Below are 19511 nucleotides of genomic sequence, written 5' to 3' on the forward strand. Positions count from 1 at the left end.
GCTATGAAGCCAGGTAAGAAAAATGTGCTCCAATCAGATCTTTTGCACTGGGGCGAGAAGCACTACAGGGATTATCCGTGGCGTCGCACCCGGGATCCTTACCGAATAATGATTGCAGAATTCATGCTTCATAGAACCCGGGCAGATCAGGTTGTTCCAGTTTATACCCAATTCCTACAGAAATATCCTGACGTCTACTCTCTTGCGGAAGCGGACCCTTCAGATGTAAAAGAAGTTACAGAGCACCTTGGACTGCACTGGCGATCAGGTCACTTTATCGGGGCAGCAAAGTATGTTGTCGAGCATTATCAGGGAATATTCCCGGACGACGAAAGTCAACTGCAGGCCATCCCCGGGGTGGGGGAATATGTCTCCGGTGCGATTATCACAGTATGCTATAAGAAACCTCACCGTGTTGTGGATGCAAATATAGCACGATTTATAAACAGATTTTTTGGCTTACAACTCAAGGGTGAGATCCGAAGGAAGAAGGAGGTACTGGAACTGGCGGACATTCTTTTTGATGTGGATGAACCGGGAAAATTTCTCTTTGCAATCCTTGATTTTTCAGCAGCGATCTGCAGGTCAAAAAATCCGTTGCATCTGGAATGCCCATTACGAGCTAAATGCAAATACTATAGAGAACTGCAGTCGTCTGCCGCGGATGCAGCAGATTAACATCGAGAACATCCTGGAATCTGTATGCCGGGAGGGAAGAAATCCCTCCGCCGGAGGTGGCGGTTAACTCACCTCGACACTGTGCCGGTACGTCCTGCCGATATCCCCGTCCAGCGTGAGGCTGACCTTCTTCGTCTCCCCCGAGGGGATGGAGACCACCGCCGAGACCTCGTCACGGACAAAACCTTTCTCCTCGTCGATCAGTTTCATCGTCACGGTGACTTCGCCGTCGCCCCCGTCGTTCTGTATCACCGCGTTCACGCTATATACAAGCCCTTTGGAGAGGCTGATGTCCTTGGTCAGGGAGTCCTCCACGACCTTGGGGCTCGGGCCGCCAAGTCCCATGCAACCGGCTGTCAGAACGAGCGCCGCAGCCAGACCGGGAATAAAGATCCGCTTGCTCATCAGTATGCATTGACCGGAATGGCCATATAAATGTATATAACCCTCCGGGTTAGATCAATCGGCCTGACGTGGTATTTATGAACGGATCAGGGTGATAACGGGAGTTGCCCCTTTCAGAAGCCGTGCGGGGGTTCACCACCCCCGGTACCTCGACCGGACCCTCGCCGGGAGAACATACTGCTGGAAGACCCATTCGAAGTAGCGATCGGTCATCCCGGCAATGAAGTCCCTTACGCGTTCCTCCGGTGCCGCGGCAGCGATGTAACCCCGGGATGCCCACGACGTATCGATGAGATCTTGATAAACCGGCGAGTCCTTGCGCCCCTCCTCGATGTCCTCAAGAATGTGCTCGAAGAGGTACCGGAACATGAACCGGATCTTCCCTTCGTTTCTCAGGAGTTTTCTGTTCCCGTAGATGTGGTCCATGTTGAACTCTTTGAAAGCCGCGACGCACGCCGACGCCTCCTCTGAGAAGGCGATGCAGTCGGCATCGTAGCTCACGGCGATGATGTCCCTGATCAGGATATCGAGCACTCTTTGGTTGACCTCCCGGAAGTCCTCCTTTCCCCTCCCGGTAACCCCGAAGAGGTCCATGCAGTTCTCCGGGAAGTCCGCGAGATCGTCGTCCCCGATAACCTCGACCTCGAGGGCGTCCGCAAGGTCGCGGCCGAGGTAGGAGATGCTGTCGGCACACCTGACGACGCACCCCTCGGCGGTGAGAGGGAGCGCGTCGCCCCCGGCCTCGATCCTCTGCAGTTTCTCCGCAAACGAGTCCCAGTCGGCCTCGCCCTCGACCGTGAGGCTCCGGTCGTGGACTTCGCCGTTGTGGCAGAGGATCCCGTCCAGCACCTGCAGCGTGAGGTCGCAGTCCTCGACGACGTCGAGGAACCGGACGCTCTGGACGTTGTGCCGGAACCCCCCGATACCGTGTTCGGTGCAGAGCTCGTCGAGGAACTTCTCCCCGAGATGGCCGTAGGGCACGTGGCCGATGTCGTGGCCGAGGGCGATCGCCTCGATGAGATCCTCGTTCAGGCCGAGGGCTCTTCCAATCGTCCTTGCGATCTTTGACGCGAGCTGGACGTGGAGGACGCGGTGGGTGATGTGGTCGTTCTCGACCAGGTAGAAGACCTGGGTCTTGTCGATGTAGCGGGCGTAGGCCTTCGAGTGGACGATCCGGTCGGCGTCCCGGAAGAACGGCGGCCGGATCACCGGCTCCTCGCGCTTACGGCCGGACCGCCTGAGGTAATCGGCGTTCCGGGTCGCCCGGGGCGAGAGGAGCGACTCACGTTCGGCCATGCTTTCGGCCATCCGGTCAAAGGTACTCTGCGGGATCTCCATCGGGCGCCCTCCGGGACGGTCTCCTGCCCCGAGACCTTCCGGTAAAGAGTTCTCGGGCGGGAGAGGGGATAGGGTTTTCTCTTCCGGCCGGGACGGATCCATGCGTGCTATATCCCGGGCGTTCGTAATCTCCCGGCATGGACCCGGAAGTCATCATCCACAACAGCGTGAGCCTCGACCACGCGGTAAGGGGTTTCGAGGTCGATCTCGGGCTGCACTACGGCGCGCTCCTGGCCCTCGAGCCGGGGGCGGTGCTTGCGGGTTCGGCCACGGCAAAGTCCGGAATCGAGTTGTTCATGGATATCAGCGAGCCCGAGACGGAGGCGGACCGGCACCGGCCCGGGGTCCGGCCGGACGATCCCCGCCCTGTCTGCGTCATCGTCGACAGCAGAGGCGTGCTGAAAGGTCTGCTCCACTTCTACCGGAACATGGAGCATACGAAAGACGTCGTCATCCTCGTCTCGGAGGCGACGCCGGAGGACTACCTCGACTACCTCCGCGAGCGGGAGTACCCGTTCATCCGGTGCGGCAGGAGCCGGGTTGACCTCAAAGCGGCCATACGGGAACTCGGGGAGCGGCTCGGGATCTCGCGGGTGGTCTCCGATTCCGGCCCCGACTTGAACGACGTCCTGATCCGGGAGGGAATCGCGGATACGATCAGCCTGATCGTCCATCCGGTCATCGTCGGCGAGGGAGAGAAGAAGCTCTTCGACCGGGCCGGGGGACGGACTGCGCTCGAACTCCGGAAAGCCGTGCAGATGGAGCAGGACACGGTCCACCTCGTCTACGCAGTGAAGAGGTGAGAGGGGCGATCCGGCACCCGGGCAAGAGGAGATCGTTCGGCCCCTCCCATCCCTTTTCCGGTATACGGTTGCCCGTGATGGGCGCGGGACTGCAACGACCCCCCAGGAGGGAACTCCCGGGCATTCAGGCGGCATCGCCGCGCTCTCCGGCACGTGCCATACAGATGGTGCGGGATTGCTTTATCGTAAAAGAAAGTACTACCACTTTGCAAGCCCTGCAAGTATCAGGGGCTGTCCGGATCCCACCTCACCTGCTGAAAGATGACGAGAAGGCTCCGTCTTCCGCGAACCATGTCCGCGCACACGCCACCGCCAGTAGTTATGTCATGCCGGCGCTATCGCACGGCACTCAGGGAGATACATCTTTTTTACGAGGGATAGCCTTGAACGAGAAATCCAGGTCCGTCAGCATGCTTCTTGCGCTCGGAAAAGTCGCGGCAATCACGCTTCTCCTGATGAGCGCATTCCAGCTCGCGAAGACGTTCTTTTACCCGAATATCTCCATCATGGAGACGCACATCACCACCGTCGCGTTCACCACCCTGCTTGCCGTATCCGCCGCGTTCTTCGTATTCCGCAACCAGCAGAATCTTCTCAAGGCGATGACGGCCGAAGTGCGCGAACGCAGAAGAGCGGAGGAGGAACTCCGGCGCAGCACCGACGAGCTCGCCCGGCTCCACCGGCAACTGGAGGATTCACACCGGGAAACAAGCCTGTATCTCGACATCCTGACGCACGATATCCGGAATACCGAGAACGTCTCGAACCTGTATGCCGAGATGCTCGCCGAGACCCTGGAAGGAGAACCGGCCGGCTACGCGGAGAAACTGAAGCGCAGCATCCATAAGAGCATCGAGATCCTGGGGAACGTCTCCACCATCCGCCGGATTCACCAGGCCACCTCCGGGCTTAAGGAGGTGGACCTCGATGCGGTGGTCCGGAGGGAGATCGAGCAGTTTCCCGATACCCGCATCCGGTACGACGGATCTTCCCGCCGGGTGTGCGCGGACGACCTCCTCAGCGAGGTCTTTTCAAACCTCATCGGCAACGCCGCCAGGTACGGCGGGCCCGGGGTCGAGATCGCCATCCGGGTCGAGGAGCGGGACGGCGAGGTGCTGGTATCCGTCGAGGACACCGGGCCCGGCATCCCGGATGCGGACAAGCAGGCGGTCTTCCACCGCTACGAGCAGAAGCAGCGGGGGGTCGGGGAAGGGCTCGGGCTCTACCTGGTCCGGATCCTGGTCGAACGCTACGGCGGCCGGATCCGGGTCGAAGACCGGGTGCCGGGCCGTCCGGAGGAAGGGGCGGCGTTTTTGTTCACGCTCCGGGAGACGGCTGAACGGTGATGGGCAGGCCATGATCTTACGACCCGGAGCGTATACGTATTTATAGTGCCAGCTAACACCACACATGGTGCTATTATGGTTAATAACGTAGAATCCGGTGCCGACTCCCCTGAGTCCGGCGCTGCTATGGCTTCGGCACGCTGGTTCGTGCTGCTCCTCGGCATTATCGCGATCCTCTTCGGCGTCCTCTTCTTTGTCTACCCCATCCCGACGCTGACGGTCCTTGCCACCGTCCTCGGCGTTTACTGGCTGGCGAACGGTATCGTCGTGCTCATCAGCCTGTCCCGGGACAGGACCGGATGGGGCTGGAAGATGCTGGTCGGCATCCTCGGTATCCTCGCAGGAGTCATCGTGCTCATCTATCCGCTCTACAGCGCCGTCCTCATCCCGACGATCTACGCCATCATCATCGGGGTGGAGGGGCTCATCATCGGGGCGGTCTACCTGGTGCAGGGATTCTCCGGCGAAGGCTGGGGAACGACGATCCTCGGCATCATAAGCATCATCTTCGGCCTCATCCTGATCGCGCACCCGTTCATCGCGGCGCTGGCCCTGGTACTGCTCCTCGCAGTGCTTGCCGTCGCCGGGGGAATCGCGGCCGTCATCCTCGCTCTCCGGATGCCGGGATGAGGGGGCGACCCGGACGGCCGGGGTTAGGTACGGAGGCGCTGCCCTCCTCTTTTCCTGTTTGAGAACCGTCTGCAATACATCGAGGCAGATGGGCGGACCCGCATCTTTATGTATCGAGGGAGGGTTGAAGCCGGGGACCATGAATCGAACAAGGAGAGAACGGTGGATCGAGTTCCCGGTAATCCCGATCGTTAGCATGAGAGCGGAGCTGTTTGATGAACGGGCCTGACGGCGGGGCACACCCCGCCTTCCATATCATGGCAAAACCGACCGGCGCACGGTGCAATCTTGCCTGTGCCTACTGCTTCTTCTTAAAGAAGGAGCACCTGTACCCGGACAGCAACTTCCGGATGACCGACGAGGTGATGGAGGAGTACATCCGCCAGACGATCGAAGGGCATCGCGTGCCCCATGTGACGATTGCCTGGCAGGGAGGGGAGCCGACCCTGATGGGACTGGAGTTCTTCCGGCGCTCTGTTGAGGTGCAGAAGAAATACGCAAAGCCCAAAACCCATATCGAGAACACGTTCCAGACAAACGGCATTCTTCTCGATGACGAATGGTGCCGGTTCTTCCACGACAACAACTTTCTGATCGGCCTCTCCATGGACGGCCCGGGGGAACTCCATGACACCTGCCGGAGAGACAGGCAGGATCGCGGCACGTTCGACCGGGTTCTCAAAGCCGCCCGTCTGCTCCAGAAGCACCGGGTCGAATTCAACATCCTCTGCACGGTCAACGGTATTAACGCCGACCACCCTCTGGAGGTGTACCGATTCTTCCGCGACGAACTCTCTGTGGAGTATATCCAGTTCATTCCCATCGTGGAGCGGGAGAACGCGACGGGATTCCAGGAAGGGGATACGGTGACCGGCCGATCCGTCCGGCCGGAGCAATGGGGACGGTTTCTGGTTGCGATCTTCGATGAGTGGATTGAAAACGACGTCGGCCGGATGTTTGTCCTGAACTTCGACGCGGCGCTCGCGGGCTGGCTCGGGATTGCGGGGACGGCCTGCATCTTCGCGCCCACCTGTGGCCTTGGAGTGGCACTCGAGCACAATGGAGACGTCTATTCCTGCGATCACTTCGTCGAACCTGACTACCTTCTCGGCAACATTCTCGCGACACCGCTGATCGAGCTCGTAAACTCCGAAAAACAGCGGGCGTTCGGAACGGCCAAACGCGATACGCTTCCCCGGTACTGCCGGGAATGCGACTTCCTCGCTATCTGCAACGGGGAGTGCCCGAAGAACCGGTACGTCAGGACACCGGACGGGGAGGAGGGCTTAAACTACCTCTGCGAAGGCTATCGTATCTTCTTCTCCCACGCCGACCGCCCGATGCGGATGATGGCCGACCTTCTCCGGCAGGGGCGGAACGCCGATGAGGTTATGCCGATGCTCGCCGCCGCAAAGAGAGGACGAGAGAAGGTGCCGGCAAAGGTCGGCCGGAACGATCCCTGTCCCTGCGGGAGCGGTTTGAAGTACAAGAAATGCTGCGGGCGCATGAGCCGTTAACGGGGCGGCAGGCCGCCGCCAAAATATTCAAGGACAATTATATAAATGGCAAGAGGCCTTGTTGGACCCTGCTCACCGATTCAGATGAGGGGGGAGAAAGTATGCCTGAACAATGGAAGGGTTTCATCAATGTCGATGTCCGGGACTCGGTTGCCGACTGGACACCGTATGAAGAACCGAAAGCGCCCGAAGGTGCCCCGAATGTCCTGATGATCGTCCTCGACGATGTCGGGTTCTCGGCCATGTCCTGTTACGGCGGGCTGGTAGAAACACCGAACATCGACCGCCTGGCGGCAAACGGCCTCTTGTATACGCAGTGGCACACGACAGCACTCTGCTCGCCGACCCGGGCATGCCTGCTGACCGGCAGGAACCATACTACCGTCGGGATGGCCTGCATCGCCGAGGCGACCACCGGGTTTCCGAACTCGAACGGCCACATCCCGTTCGAGTGCGCCACCCTCGCGGAGGTGCTGGTCGAGCAGGGCTACAACACCTACATGCTGGGCAAATGGCACCTCTGTCCGCAGGAAGAGATGCACCTGGCCTCGAACAAGCGAAACTGGCCGGGTGGCCGGGGATTCGAACGGTATTACGGTTTCCTGGGCGGCGAGACGAACCAGTACTACCCTGCCCTGGTCTACGACAATCACCCGGTCAAACAGCCGACGATGCCGGAAGACGGCTACCACCTGACCGAAGACCTGACCGATACGGCGATCGCATTCATCCGGGACGCGAAGCAGATCAACCCGCACAAACCCTTCTTCATGTACTACTGCCCCGGCGCCACCCACGCTCCGCACCATGCTCCGAAGGAGTGGATCGAGAAGTACCGGGGCAGGTTCGACATGGGCTACGAGCGCTACCGCGAGATGGTGCTTGCACGGCAGAAGCAGATGGGGATCGTCCCGGAGGATACGGAACTGCCGCCGATCAACCCGATCGGCACACCGGAGACCAGAACGGGTCCCGAAGGGAAGCCGTACCCGGAACTGGACAGCGTCAGGCCCTGGGACTCACTCTCCGATGCGGAGAAGAGACTTTTTGCCCGGATGGCGGAGGTCTACGCCGGGTTCCTCTCCCACACCGACGCCCAGATCGGCCGGGTCATCAACTTCCTCGAAGAGAGCGGCGAACTCGACAACACCCTGATCGTGCTCGTCTCCGACAACGGCGCCAGCGCCGAGGGCGGGCCGAACGGCTCGGTCAACGAGAACAAATTCTTCAACGGCATCCCGGATTCTCTCGAAGAAAACCTACAGCTGATCGACGACCTCGGGAGCGAAAAGACCTACAACCACTACAGCTCCGGGTGGGCGATGGCTTTCAACACCCCGTTCAAGATGTGGAAGCGCTACTGCTACGCCGGCGGCATCGCGGACGCCTGCATATTCCACTGGCCGCGGGGGATTCAGGCAAAAGGGGAGAAACGCCACCAGTACCACCATGCCATCGACGTCGCACCCACCATCCTGGAATGCATCGGCATCCCGATGCCCGATACCGTGAAGGGGTACACCCAGTGGCCCGTCGAGGGCACCAGCATGCGTTATACGTTCGAGAAGGGTGATGCTCCCACACAGCGGCATACCCAGTTCTACTCGATGCTCGGTTCCCGCGGCATCTGGCACGACGGCTGGAAGGCGGTCACCACCCATCCGACCATCGCCGGATGGGGCCACTTCACCGAGGACACCTGGGAGCTCTACCATATCGAGGATGATCGCTCGGAGACCCGCAACCTGGCCGACCAGCAGCCGCGCAAACTCCTCGAGATGATTGCGCTCTGGTGGCACGAGGCCGGTAAGTACCAGGGGCTGCCGCTCGAAGACCGCACTGCACCGGAAGTTCTGACCTCACCCCGGCCCCAGCCCGCGCCGCAGCGCAACCTCTTCGTCTACTACCCGAACACAGCCCCGGTCCCCGAAGGCGTGGCGGTGAATATCCGTAACCGGTCCTACACCATCGCCGCCGACGTCGAGATACCGGATGGCGGTGCAGAAGGAGTCCTCTTCACCATGGGGAGCAGGTTCGGGGGGCATGCACTCTACGTCAAAGATAACCGGCCCCGGTACGTCTACAACTTCGTCGGTGCCGAGCAGGTGATCGCCTCGGACGCCGAGATTCCTGCCGGCAGGGCCACGCTCTCCGTTGCCTTCACCAGGGAGAGCGAGGAGCCGGCGGGCACCGCACACGGGACGCTCGCGATCTACATCAACGACCAGAAAGTGGGCGAGGGACGGATCAAGACCCAGCCCGCGTACTTCGATCTCGCGGGAAAGGGGCTTTCCGTCGGACAGAACCCGGGCGATGCCGTGACCGACGACTATCCCGGCGAGCGGCCGTGGGCGTTCACCGGGACGGTTCATAAGATCATGGTGGACGTCACCGGGGAACCGTACGCTCACCTCGAGAAAGAGGCAGCCGCGATGATGGCCCGGGAGTGACGGGCCTTTCTGTGAGGTGGAGAAGATGAGGGGAAGAAGAGCGGAAGGCGGTCTGCAGGGTCGCGAAGAGGCGGGCGGCGCACACCGGTACAGGATGCGCGAAAAACTCGTCTCCATCGGGGACGACTACTGGATCGAGGACGCGGCGGGAGAGCGGGCGTTCAAGGTGGACGGGAAAGCGCTCCGCGTCAGGAACACCCTGATCATCCAGAGCAAGGAAGGGCAGGATCTCTATAGGATCCAGGAGCGGATGCTCCGCATCAAGGATACCATGGAGATCGAGCGGGGTGGCGGCGGGACGGCAGCCACGATCGGGAAGGCCCTGATAACACCGCTCCGGGACCGGTGGACGGTCAGCATCCCCGGAGAGGGGGACTGGGACGTGCAGGGCAACATCCTCGACCACGAGTACCGGATCGAGGCCGGGCGACGGGAGCGGGTTGCCGAGGTCTCGAAGAAGTGGTTCCGGGTCCGGGACACCTACGGCGTGGAGGTGGAGCCGGGACACGACGACGCACTCGTCCTCGCCGTTACGGCGGCGATCGACCAGATGGCGCACGATTAGGCCGCTATGGGAGAAGGGCAGAGCGAGGGCAATCAGCGGATCCGTAGAGATGGCTCACCACTGAAGTGCCGGAGAGGCATGGGTAGGCAGGCCTCTTAAACCGGCACTTTTTCGGAAGTCTGGAGTTTTCCGATTTATATAATCTAATTTTTATATTAGTTCGCCCATCGTGGTTCGGACCCGTCTCAGGTGTGCACGCTTCCAAAGAGACGTACAGGAGATCACAGGCAGAGGCGCTCTGCCGGTGCATTCGTATTGCAGCACGAGAGCAGTGAATCGCTGGGTGCGGGCAGGCAATCTATGAATTTTGTTAAGGGGGAACATGGGAAATGGCTGAAGTTATGTACGGACCGATGCAGCTCCTGGTCATCGGATTCGAGAACCCGGACTTCCACGGTCAGATCCGGCAGGCGTTCGGGTCGGCGATGGAGGCGGGCGTTGTCAGGCTGATCGACCTCCGGTTCGTGTACAAGGATGCAGACGGAAACGTCGAGGCCATGGGGGCCACGCAGCTCGACGAGGAGGAACGGGAGCGCTTCGGCGCCGCCGTCGGGGCGCTCATCGGCCTCGGCGCCGGCGGGGAAGAAGGAGCACGGAGAGGCGTGGAGACCGGCGCCATGGCGGCCGCCCGGCGGACCTTCGGCATGACCGAAGAGAATGTCAGGAGAATCACGGAGACCATCCAAAACGACAGTGCCGCCGCGATCTTCCTCATCGAGCACCTCTGGGCGAAGGACCTCAAGCAGGCGCTCCGCGATGCCAACGGATTCCTCATCGCCGAGGGCATGGTCACCCCGGAAGCGCTCGTGATGGCCGGGGCGGCGCTCCGGGACGCGGTCGAAGCCGCTGAAACGGAGGAGAAGAAGCCGATGGCGGCACCGGCACAGTAAGTTGTGGAAGGGAGACCTGCTCTCTTTTTACCGGGGGTAGCCCGGCGTAAGTCGTACGCGGTTCGCCTCGGGTCACGAACCCGACAACTGGAAAAGGGCGGACGCCCGTGCCACAGGCTCGGGCGCGCCCAGGACGATGACAATATCGTTGGGCAGGATCTCCGTCTCCCCGTCCGGATTCGTGATCGTCTCCTCTCCCCGCAGGACGGCGAGGACCAGCACGTCGTGTCTTCTGCGGAGGTTGATCTCCCCGAGCGTCTTCCCCGCCACCGGGGCGGCCGGGTCGATCGTGTAGGTGACGATGCTCACGTTGGAGAGCCGGTAGATCAAATCCGTGAACGTCGGAGGGTGCTCCTGCGGGTTGCGGAGCATCTGGTAGGTGTCCGAGCGGATCTCAGCCGTCAGTCCCTCGATCCGGTCCTTCGGGATGAGGTATTTGTTCAGCACCCTGGTGAAGATCTCCAGCGACGTCTCAAACTCCTCCGGGACCACCTCGCTGGCCCCGAGATCCTGCAGGGGCGCCACCTCGATGAGGTAGCGGGTTCGCACGATGATGTAGAGGGACGGGTTCAGGCGGCGGCAGGCCTCCACGATCTTTCGGGTCGAGACGGGATCGTTGATCGCGATCACGGCGATACGGGCGGACTCGATATCGGCGTGCACCAGGACCGTCTCCGTGGTGGCGTCACCGTAGTGGATGGGCTCGCCGAGCGCCCGCTCTTTTCGCACGGTCTCGGGGTTGATCTCGATGATGACGTACGGGATCCCGCCGACTTTCGCCGCCCTCGCAAGGTTCCTCCCCGTCACGCCGTAGCCGATGATAACCACGTGTTCCCTGAGGTGCTTGCGCTCGGGCTCCTGTACGGGACGGCGTGCATCAAGGGCCCGGTGGAGGAACTCGACGCGGCGAAGGCGCTCGGAGAGCATCGGCCCGCCGCCGATGACGAACGGTGTGGCGGCCATCGTGATGAGGGCGGTCACAAGGAAGAGCTGGTAGCTCTCGGGAGAGAGAATGCCGTAATCAAGACCGCTCCTTGAGAGGATGAAGGAGAATTCTCCCACCTGGGCAAGGGCGAGCCCGACGAGGGTGATGGTGCGGATGGGGTAGCCCAGAACCGCCGGAACCACGGCGGCGATCACTCCCTTTGCGACGATCACGCCCACGATCAGGAGAAACACCACTCCGAGGTGCTCGAGTAAGAACCCCACGTCGAGCAGCATCCCCACCGAGACAAAGAAGAAACTCGTGAAGATGTCGCGGAACGGCACGATGCTGCCGATGGCCTGATGGCTGTACTCCGACCGGGAGATCAGGAGTCCGGCGAGGAGGGCGCCCAGAGCGAGCGAGATCCCGGCGAGCGAGACGAGCCAGGCGACACCGAAGCACGTCACCACGATGAAGAGAAGGAAGAGTTCGCGGTTCCTCGTTCTCGCTATCTGGTAGAGGAACCAGGGGACCCCCCACTTTGCGGCCACCACGAGGATGACGAGGATCAGGATGTCCGTGGCGAGTATCGACGAGAGGGACTCCATACTGAGCGCCTGCACTGCCGCGGGTGCGGAGATGCTCGCGAGGAACGGTATGGCCATGATCATCGGGATGGCGACGATGTCCTGGAAGATCAGGACCCCGAGGATGATGTTGCCGTGCGGAGTGCTCATCTCCCCCCGCTGATGGAGGATCCGGAGCACGACCGCGGTGCTGGAGAGGGCGAAGAGGAAACCCAGAAGGACGGCTTCCGCAAACGGCAGTCCGATGAGCGTCGCGACGGAGAAGGAGACCAGAAACGTCAGGAAGACCTGGATCGATCCGCTGATGAGGAGCATGTTGCGCATCTGCCAGAGGTGGGCGAAGGAGAACTCGAGACCGATGGTGAAGAGCAGCAGGATGATCCCGATCTCGGCAAGGATGTTGACCTCTTCGACCGACTGCACGATGCCGAGCACGTTCGGCCCGACGATGATGCCCGTCAGGATGAACCCGACCAGCGGGGGGATGCGCAGCGGGTTGAAGAGCAGTCCGACTATGAGGGAGATTCCAAATATGAGGACGATGGCGTTCAGGATTTGCAGTTCCATTTCCGGCTCCCGTGCTTCGTCCTACCTGTTTTCGGTTTGAGCCACATCTAGGTATCGGGCCGTCCGGGTGCCGGCCGGAGAGTACAGGTTTCACTCCTTCTTCGCGGCCGCAAACCCGGCCAGAAGCACCCCGAGAACGCAGAGGATCAGGCCGAGCGTCCCGGTGCTGAGCCCCGTCGGCGCCGAGCCGATGAAGTAGTAGCCAGCCGCCGAGAAGTGCAGGACGAACGCGATGCCGAGGAGGGAGATGGTGAGTGCCAGCGTGCCGGTGTTGTTTGCCATGGGTTTTCGGAAGAGGGTGGGTGATGATGAATTATCCGTTTTTTGGATTGCAACGGGGTCGAGGGAGGTTCCAAAAACGGGGTTCGACCGGAAGACGCGACCGTTCAAAAACCAGGCCGCTGGAGGGCGAGCACCACACTGCAAAGGTGAACTCCCTCACGGGACGGCAGGCGGATCGTGCCCATTTCGCTCCAATCCCCGACGAACGCCGTGGAAGTGAAGGGGAACGTGGCCCTTGTGGCCGCGAGGGGCGGCAAGGCCATCTTCCCCGCAGCATCACCGTTGTCCCGTCCAGCCGGATACGGCAGAGCACCGGAACACCTCAACATTTATCGCTCCGCTCCCCCAGGACACCCGTACAGGTGAGAGAGCGGCAGGGGGTGGTAAGCGGTGATCAACATCAAACGGCAGTACATCGTAACCGACAACGACAGAAAGATCGGGGTCGTTCTTGACATCGAGACCTTCGAGAAGATCGAGGAGCTCCTCGAAGATTGCGGGCTTGCGTTCTCCATGGAAGAGGTCGGGGAGGAAGAATCCCTCTCGCTCAGTGAGGCGCAAAAGTGCTATGCGCAGATGAAGAAGCGATAGCATGGTTCTTTGCCGTTATAAGAAGACGTTTTTGAAGGATCTGGCAACTCCACGGGCTCTTCGCCATGAATACATGAGGCTGCATTGTCCATCTTTTGAATTGCCTTGTATGAGTGATTCATTGAAGGAACACGGGACAGTCTCCGGGTTGTATCGCTATTCACTGATACCTTCATATAGGTATCAGTGATAGGGTGTCGGGACGCGGGCCGCACCCACCGGAACTTCCACGCCGCTTTTCGCCATTGCTCGTGACTATTCCGCAGAGCGTGACCCAGGAAAAGATCCGACCCGATAGAGGTTGCCGTTCAGCCGGAAAATACCGCTTTACTCCTCTCTTGCCCGGGATGACCTGAGGGTCATCCCCTACTTGACGATCATCACCGGACACTTCGCGGTCTGGGCGACCTTCTGGCTGACACTGCCCATCATCACACCGCGAATCGCACCAAGCCCCCGGCTTCCGACAACGATCAGGTCGGCGCTCTCCTTCTGGGCGATTGCGAGGATCTCCGCCACGGGATCGCCGAGCGCAACCTTCAGCGCATAGGGTATCCCTGCCGCCTCAAACCGCTCGAGCGTCTCGCGAGCCGCCTGCCGTGCGTCCTCCTCAAGAAGAGCATGGACGTCAAACCCTGCCTTGACCATCCGGGACTGCGACGGGGTCGAAGTGGCGATATGCACCACGATGACCGTCGGGTGAGAGAACTCCTGTATCAGATCGATTGCGGCCTCTGTCGCCCGAAGGGCGTTCTCCGAACCGTCTGTAGCGAGAAGAATCGTACGAAACATAAATATCTCCAATCAAACCGGCGCTGCCGGCGGCATGCATACCGTACAGTGCATTTCCGGCCGAAAAACCGGACAGACACCAGACCGTACGACACCACAGAACCCGTATTCTCAATGATTTACATTCACGCCATATAGGCATACCGATGATCGGGGGCAGTACCCCGGGAGATGCAGAGAAAACTTCAAGTTTTAAGCGGGCGAAATAAAGGGTCACTCGCGGCATCCGCCGATCGTTTTTACCTTCGAACAATTTAAACCGAGGATTTTTCGTGGATCTGAACTCGCAGATAAATTTGAGCGCGCTGAAGAAGGCGTGGCTCTCCAATGTGAAGGGCGACACCCTTGCCGGGATGACCGTCGCGCTGGCCCTCATCCCGGAAGCGATCGCCTTCTCCATCATCGCCGGCGTCGACCCCATGGTGGGACTCTACGCCTCCTTCTGTATCGCCGTCGTGATCGCCTTTGCCGGCGGAAGGCCGGGGATGATCTCCGGAGCCACCGGGGCGATGGCCCTCGTCATGGTCGTCCTGATCCGCGACCACGGGCTCGAATACCTCCTCGCCGCGACCATCCTCACCGGTATCCTCCAGTTTGTCCTCGGGCAGCTGAACGTCGGGCGGTTCATTACATTCATTCCCTATTCCGTCGTCCTCGGGTTCGTCAACTCTCTGGCCATCCTGATCTTCCTCTCGCAGGTGCCGTTCCTCATCGGCGCTTCGTTTGCGATGTATGGAATGGTTGCCGCAACCATAGCCATCATCTACCTCCTCCCCCGGTTGACGAAGGCCGTACCGTCGTCGCTCGTCGCTATCGTTGTGATAACGGCCGCTGCCATCGTCTCGAAGGCCGACGTCCTCGCCGTCGGAGATCTCGGGACAATCACCAGAGCGCTCCCGGCCTTCCACCTCCCCGCCGTGCCGCTGACACTGGAGACGCTTCTCGTCATTCTGCCCTACTCGCTGACGCTCGTCATCGTCGGGCTGCTCGAGTCGCTCCTGACGGCTTCCATCGTCGACGAGATGACCGACACGGAGAGCAATAAGGACCGCGAGGTCAGAGGGCAGGGGATTGCAAACTGCGTCACGGGGTTCTTCGGCGGGATGGCGGGTTGTGCGATGATCGGTCAGTCGGTCATCAATGTCAGGTCCGGCGGTACCGGCAGGCTATCAAGTCTCGTCGCCGGTCTCTTCCTGATCTTCCTCATCATCGCGCTCGGCGATATCGTGGCGCAGATACCGATGGCCGCTCTCGTCGGCGTCATGATCGTCGTCGCGATCGGGACGTTCGAGTGGCAGTCGATCCGGGATCTGCCCCGGATTCCGGCAGGCGACGCGGCGGTCATGCTTCTCACGATCGCGATCGTGGTCTACACGCACGACCTCGCAAAAGGAGTCATCGCCGGCGTCGTTCTCGCGGCCCTGATCTTCGGGTGGAAGATCTCGGTCATCTCGGCGTCGGGCACGATCCGGCACGACGGCGTCAAGATCTACACGGTGAAGGGCCAGCTCTTCTTCGGCACGATGACCTCGTTCATCGGTCTCTTCGACTACGCCGGCGACCCGGAGCGGGTGCGGATCGACTTCTCCAGTTCCCATATCTGGGACCAGTCGGCCGTGGAGGCGATAGCACGGGTCGTGCACAGGTACCAGCAGCAGGGTAAATCGGTCTACGTCATCGGCCTGAACCCGGAGAGCCAGGAGACGCTTGATAAGGGTTTTTCATAATGTATCCGCTGCTGTGACTGGAGAGAATAAAGGAAAGCAGATCGTGCAGCCAGGTATATCAGCGCGTTGATCTGTTCGAGCCGTATACAAAACAGAACGGTATTCCCGTTTTGCGAGCCGATATGCGCACGCCGGAGAGCGTTACCGGCAGGACGTCCAGCGGCGGTGGCGGACACGATCCCGCACGGCCTTCATCACGTGGACTGTTTCTCGATCATGCATCCAGGATCGTGTTTGTTTGATCAAAAACGGCAGGATGCATCGTGAACCGACGCGTTTATCCCGAGTGAGCAGTCAGGATTCGGTATCACGCTTACGCATACAGTGCGTAACCGATCAGCAACGTCCGGGATAGAAAGCCATACATCCCGATAGGTGAGACAACATGAAGGAACGGGTGTTTCGGGGAATCGCTGCCACGTGCATCTGGTGTGTCTCCTGTCTGGAACGCTCTCCAGGCAACGGACACGGCAGGCCGAGAACTGCGTGCAGGCCGTATACGGTGCGCTAATTATGTCATCTGTCATCCCCCGTGTTAAATGTTTCCCGGCCGCGATTCCCGGGGTCCCTAACCCTGCAGGGGTTGCTCATCGATCGGAGAATCTCGTTACACTTCTTCTTCGCGGCAGCAAACCCGGCGAGAAACACCGCGATGATGCAGAAGATCAGGCCGGTGCTGAACCCCGTCGGCGCCGGTCCGATGAAGGAGTAGGGTGCTGCCGGGAAGTGCAGGGCGAACGCGGTGCCGGGGAGGGGGAGATGGTGAGGGAGAGGGGGCCGATGTCGTTTGGTATGGGTCTCGGAAGAGAGATGAGGGAGAGGAGGTTATCCATTTTTTGGGTTGTAGTGAAGGCAAGGTTAGTTCGGGAAACATATTCGAGCAGCAGGTGCCGCCTGCGAGGCGAGGGTGTTAACACCCTGCCTCAACTGTTCCCGTAACTTTTTCCGAGGAGCGGTTTCACCTCTATCGAGCCGGGTTCTCACAACACCGACAGAAAATCCTCGCAGACCCGCCGAATGGTCTTCTCATCCATCCGCTCGTACTTTTCCCGGGCATCGTCCGAATCCGGCAGTCCCTCGATGCATTCCCTCAGGAATGGATGGCGATTCAGCAGCTCGCCGAGGAGTTCGAGATCGAGATCATGCCCACCATGCTCAGGATCCAGCAGAGCCAGGACGTCGGCATTGTCCTTGACGAGTTTCGAATACTCCCACTCCAGATCGGGCGATCTCCCCAGTTCGTAGCGGAATGAGCGGTCCCATACGGCTTTTAACTTCATGATCAGGAGGGCTCCGCGTGTCGGAACGGCCACCCGGATGTTGCCCCTGACGGGCATGACAGCCGTATGATCATCGAGAAAGTCAAATGCAAGTTCTCCCCGCCCGCCCTCGAATGGGTTCGCCCGCTCTCTTGAGTAAAAGTCGAGTGTGACGGTTTCCGCACCGGATCCCTTCTCCACGGTCGTATGGTGGGTGTATCGCCTGTAATGAAATCCCCCGTGATGAACCAGATGATACATCAGGCTTCGGCGGGTTCTGCTGTTGGTGACGAGGTCGATGTCGACGGAACCGACGTACGGGTTGTATGCATCGACAGCCCATCCTCCGATAAGGATCGTCGTCGGAGCGGGTGAATCTCCTTCGCGTTCGCGGACCCAGGCGACGATCTCCCGGAGCTCGGCAAGCGAGCGCTCGATAACCTCCTGGCCCGGGTTATAGAGCGTCATACATGTCTACCATCGCTTTGGTGAGATCCATCGCGCTGTACCCGAATCCTGCAAGGTCGAGCAGGGTCTGTGCAGGAGATACGACAGTGATACCTTCTTTCTGTTGCCTGTTGGTAAACACGTCCCTGTCCGGCGCGTAGATCCACGCCCGTATACTGTTCCGGTTTGACTCGTTAAAGGGCGTTTCGAAGAGTTCTCTGAAGAGAGCGAGGTTCTTTTTGTCGAGGTAGAGGTAGACCGCATCCTGGCGGACGGCGTATCCCGTATAGAGCCCGCCGGCAGTGTAGCCCGTGAAGGCGAACGGCACATCCTGGTCGGAGAGCATGTAGGTGATGTCCCTCGCCGCCGGTATCGAATCGCTGAAGGAGGTCGGGATCTCCGCGATGCTCAGGTTCTTTATCGGCCGCTCCCAGGCAATGCCGTTCAGGAGTTTCTTCACATCGCCGATCTGAACGTAGCTGTTGTTCTTCTTCGCGATGCCCTGGCTCATGAGCATCTCTACGGTTTTGTGCGCCCAGCCATAGGAGACGTTCTCCTGCAGTGCCAGTTGCCGGATAGATGTGCACTTCTCTTTGAGCAGGCGGGAGACGATCTTCCAGGATTTTTCGGAAGTGATCCTGCTCTTCGACGGCTTGAACTTGGATTGAAGGGGCGGGCCGAGTGTCCGGGGGAGTCTGATCACCCGGATGTCGAGTTCCCGTGCGAGTTGTTCTTCCCGTGGGCGGATGGTTCTGGCGGCGAGAACCAGCTCGACCGGAAGCCGATCGGGCTTCCGGCGATGCCAGAGCTCCCGCAGGAGTTGCATCCGGGCAATCGTGTCGATCGAGATGACATTCGCTTTTACCTCGACGAAGTAGAGCCGATCGCCGTCTTTGAAGACGATATCCGGCTGCAACGGCAGCTCCATCTCCATCGCGGGGTGCAGAGTTGCAATATCGTCGGTTCCGGCTTCGGGGGAGAGACCGAGCGCCTCCCGGATGAACGCGACGACTTCCGGGGATTGATCAATCGAGGTCACGATTATCACTATATTGTGATACCTATTTATAGATATCAGTGATATGTATCGGTAAACTATGATATATTTATAAATGTATCAGTGATATGTGTCGGCGACCAGAAATAGTGAATACCGGTTCAGCCCTGCTTCGCGGCCGCAACGCCGGCGAGGAGCACCGCGATGACGCAGAGGATCAGGCCGGGTGAATCGGTGCTGAGCCCCGTCGGCGCCGATCCGATGAAGGAGCAGGGTGCTGTCGAGAAGTGCAGGACGAACGCGATGCCGAGGAGGGAGATGGTGATTGCCAGGGGGCCGGTGTTGGTTGCCATGGGATTTCGGAAGAGGGGGTGAGGATGTGTTATCCGTTTTTTGGATTGCAGCGGGGTCGAGGGAGGTTCCGAAAACGGGGTTCGACCGGAAGATGTGACCGTTCTAAAACCAGGCCACTGGAGGGCAAGCACCACACTGGAAAGGTGAACTTTTCACAGGACGGCGAGGAGGTCGGCCACGTCTTTAAAGTTGGTGAGTCCAGAGTCTTTTTCGTTCCGTGGACAGCCATCCTTACGGTATGAAGAATGTGCAAGTTTCGACCTTGCAATGAACGCAACCGGCGAAGCCGTGCTGATGGAGCAGGGCACGGTGCATCTGGTGAGGTGAAAATGCGAGAAAGGGCTCTGTTGAAACCCTCTTG

18 protein-coding genes are annotated in these 19511 nt (G+C 60.1%); 10 read left to right on the top strand and 8 right to left on the bottom strand.

What is annotated here, in order from left to right:
• The first annotated feature begins 3 nt into the window (after window positions 1-3).
• A complete protein-coding gene (locus BRA62_RS01740) occupies window positions 4-678 on the top strand; it encodes a hypothetical protein (protein ID WP_292364371.1) in 675 nt (224 codons plus the stop codon).
• A 63-nt stretch (window positions 679-741) separates the two neighbouring features.
• On the opposite strand, the gene BRA62_RS01745 is transcribed toward BRA62_RS01740, so the two are convergent.
• Both BRA62_RS01745 and BRA62_RS01750 read right to left on the bottom strand, forming a co-directional pair.
• Entirely contained in the window at window positions 742-1083 is a 342-nt protein-coding gene (locus BRA62_RS01745) for a hypothetical protein (protein ID WP_292364372.1), read from the bottom strand.
• Window positions 1084-1215: 132 nt separating this feature from the next.
• A complete protein-coding gene (locus tag BRA62_RS01750; protein WP_292364373.1) occupies window positions 1216-2421 on the bottom strand; it encodes a deoxyguanosinetriphosphate triphosphohydrolase family protein in 1206 nt (401 codons plus the stop codon).
• 137 nt (window positions 2422-2558) lie between these two features.
• Here BRA62_RS01750 and BRA62_RS01755 point away from each other — a divergent pair, with 137 nt between their 5' ends.
• The 7 genes from BRA62_RS01755 (at window position 2559) to BRA62_RS01785 (ending at window position 10622) form a co-directional block, all read left to right on the top strand.
• Window positions 2559-3224, top strand: a complete 666-nt coding sequence (locus BRA62_RS01755) for a dihydrofolate reductase family protein (RefSeq protein WP_292364375.1) — start codon at window positions 2559-2561, stop codon at window positions 3222-3224.
• A 383-nt stretch (window positions 3225-3607) separates the two neighbouring features.
• A complete protein-coding gene (locus BRA62_RS01760; RefSeq protein ID WP_292364376.1) occupies window positions 3608-4570 on the top strand; it encodes a sensor histidine kinase in 963 nt (320 codons plus the stop codon).
• Between the two features lie 75 nt (window positions 4571-4645).
• Window positions 4646-5200, top strand: coding sequence for an HdeD family acid-resistance protein (locus BRA62_RS01765; protein WP_292364378.1), 555 nt, complete (start codon window positions 4646-4648; stop codon window positions 5198-5200).
• Between the two features lie 215 nt (window positions 5201-5415).
• Window positions 5416-6717 carry an anaerobic sulfatase maturase gene (locus BRA62_RS01770; protein ID WP_292364379.1) on the top strand — a complete coding sequence of 434 codons (1302 nt, stop codon included), beginning with the start codon at window positions 5416-5418 and terminating at the stop codon, window positions 6715-6717.
• A 101-nt stretch (window positions 6718-6818) separates the two neighbouring features.
• Window positions 6819-9167, top strand: a complete 2349-nt coding sequence (locus BRA62_RS01775; RefSeq protein ID WP_292364380.1) for an arylsulfatase — start codon at window positions 6819-6821, stop codon at window positions 9165-9167.
• 25 nt (window positions 9168-9192) lie between these two features.
• Entirely contained in the window at window positions 9193-9732 is a 540-nt protein-coding gene (locus BRA62_RS01780) for an LURP-one-related/scramblase family protein (RefSeq protein WP_292364381.1), read from the top strand.
• A 329-nt stretch (window positions 9733-10061) separates the two neighbouring features.
• Window positions 10062-10622, top strand: a complete 561-nt coding sequence (locus tag BRA62_RS01785) for a DUF1269 domain-containing protein (RefSeq protein WP_292364383.1) — start codon at window positions 10062-10064, stop codon at window positions 10620-10622.
• 72 nt (window positions 10623-10694) lie between these two features.
• On the opposite strand, the gene BRA62_RS01790 is transcribed toward BRA62_RS01785, so the two are convergent.
• Both BRA62_RS01790 and BRA62_RS01795 read right to left on the bottom strand, forming a co-directional pair.
• Complete coding sequence (locus BRA62_RS01790) at window positions 10695-12701, bottom strand: monovalent cation:proton antiporter family protein (protein WP_292364384.1); 2007 nt, start codon at window positions 12699-12701, stop codon at window positions 10695-10697.
• A gap of 90 nt (window positions 12702-12791) precedes the next feature.
• The gene (locus BRA62_RS01795; protein WP_292364385.1) at window positions 12792-12983 is read right to left on the bottom strand and encodes a hypothetical protein; all 192 of its coding nucleotides are present in this window, start codon (window positions 12981-12983) and stop codon (window positions 12792-12794) included.
• A gap of 390 nt (window positions 12984-13373) precedes the next feature.
• Between BRA62_RS01795 and BRA62_RS01800 the strand changes: the two genes are divergently transcribed.
• Window positions 13374-13574, top strand: coding sequence for a hypothetical protein (locus tag BRA62_RS01800; RefSeq protein WP_292364386.1), 201 nt, complete (start codon window positions 13374-13376; stop codon window positions 13572-13574).
• A 366-nt stretch (window positions 13575-13940) separates the two neighbouring features.
• Here the strand turns inward: BRA62_RS01800 and BRA62_RS01805 are convergent, their stop codons facing one another.
• The gene (locus tag BRA62_RS01805) at window positions 13941-14366 is read right to left on the bottom strand and encodes a universal stress protein (RefSeq protein WP_292364388.1); all 426 of its coding nucleotides are present in this window, start codon (window positions 14364-14366) and stop codon (window positions 13941-13943) included.
• A 278-nt stretch (window positions 14367-14644) separates the two neighbouring features.
• Here BRA62_RS01805 and BRA62_RS01810 point away from each other — a divergent pair, with 278 nt between their 5' ends.
• A complete protein-coding gene (locus BRA62_RS01810) occupies window positions 14645-16093 on the top strand; it encodes a SulP family inorganic anion transporter (protein ID WP_349680531.1) in 1449 nt (482 codons plus the stop codon).
• 980 nt (window positions 16094-17073) lie between these two features.
• Here the strand turns inward: BRA62_RS01810 and BRA62_RS01815 are convergent.
• The 3 genes from BRA62_RS01815 to BRA62_RS01825 form a co-directional block, all read right to left on the bottom strand.
• The gene (locus BRA62_RS01815; RefSeq protein ID WP_292364390.1) at window positions 17074-17820 is read right to left on the bottom strand and encodes a hypothetical protein; all 747 of its coding nucleotides are present in this window, start codon (window positions 17818-17820) and stop codon (window positions 17074-17076) included.
• Window positions 17807-18838 carry a hypothetical protein gene (locus tag BRA62_RS01820; RefSeq protein WP_292364391.1) on the bottom strand — a complete coding sequence of 344 codons (1032 nt, stop codon included), beginning with the start codon at window positions 18836-18838 and terminating at the stop codon, window positions 17807-17809. Before BRA62_RS01820 ends, BRA62_RS01815 begins: the two co-directional genes overlap by 14 nt.
• 119 nt (window positions 18839-18957) lie before the next feature.
• Window positions 18958-19149 (bottom strand): hypothetical protein, encoded by a 192-nt coding sequence (locus tag BRA62_RS01825; RefSeq protein ID WP_292364393.1) that lies wholly within the window; start codon window positions 19147-19149, stop codon window positions 18958-18960.
• Between the last annotated feature and the right edge of the window lie 362 nt (window positions 19150-19511).

The organism is Methanoculleus sp. UBA208, assembly GCF_002498065.1.
In the GTDB taxonomy this organism is placed as follows: Archaea; Halobacteriota; Methanomicrobia; order Methanomicrobiales; family Methanoculleaceae; genus Methanoculleus.

Excerpts from the sequence above, each read along its gene's own strand:
- BRA62_RS01740 (WP_292364371.1), top strand. The coding sequence starts at position 4 with ATGAAGCCAGGTAAGAAAAATGTGCTCCAATCAGATCTTTTGCACTGG.
- BRA62_RS01745 (WP_292364372.1), bottom strand. The coding sequence starts at position 1,083 with ATGAGCAAGCGGATCTTTATTCCCGGTCTGGCTGCGGCGCTCGTTCTG.
- BRA62_RS01750 (WP_292364373.1), bottom strand. The coding sequence starts at position 2,421 with ATGGAGATCCCGCAGAGTACCTTTGACCGGATGGCCGAAAGCATGGCC.
- BRA62_RS01755 (WP_292364375.1), top strand. The coding sequence starts at position 2,559 with ATGGACCCGGAAGTCATCATCCACAACAGCGTGAGCCTCGACCACGCG.
- BRA62_RS01765 (WP_292364378.1), top strand. The coding sequence starts at position 4,646 with ATGGTTAATAACGTAGAATCCGGTGCCGACTCCCCTGAGTCCGGCGCT.
- BRA62_RS01770 (WP_292364379.1), top strand. The coding sequence starts at position 5,416 with ATGAACGGGCCTGACGGCGGGGCACACCCCGCCTTCCATATCATGGCA.
- BRA62_RS01775 (WP_292364380.1), top strand. The coding sequence starts at position 6,819 with ATGCCTGAACAATGGAAGGGTTTCATCAATGTCGATGTCCGGGACTCG.
- BRA62_RS01780 (WP_292364381.1), top strand. The coding sequence starts at position 9,193 with ATGAGGGGAAGAAGAGCGGAAGGCGGTCTGCAGGGTCGCGAAGAGGCG.
- BRA62_RS01785 (WP_292364383.1), top strand. The coding sequence starts at position 10,062 with ATGGCTGAAGTTATGTACGGACCGATGCAGCTCCTGGTCATCGGATTC.
- BRA62_RS01790 (WP_292364384.1), bottom strand. The coding sequence starts at position 12,701 with ATGGAACTGCAAATCCTGAACGCCATCGTCCTCATATTTGGAATCTCC.
- BRA62_RS01795 (WP_292364385.1), bottom strand. The coding sequence starts at position 12,983 with ATGGCAAACAACACCGGCACGCTGGCACTCACCATCTCCCTCCTCGGC.
- BRA62_RS01805 (WP_292364388.1), bottom strand. The coding sequence starts at position 14,366 with ATGTTTCGTACGATTCTTCTCGCTACAGACGGTTCGGAGAACGCCCTT.
- BRA62_RS01815 (WP_292364390.1), bottom strand. The coding sequence starts at position 17,820 with ATGACGCTCTATAACCCGGGCCAGGAGGTTATCGAGCGCTCGCTTGCC.
- BRA62_RS01825 (WP_292364393.1), bottom strand. The coding sequence starts at position 19,149 with ATGGCAACCAACACCGGCCCCCTGGCAATCACCATCTCCCTCCTCGGC.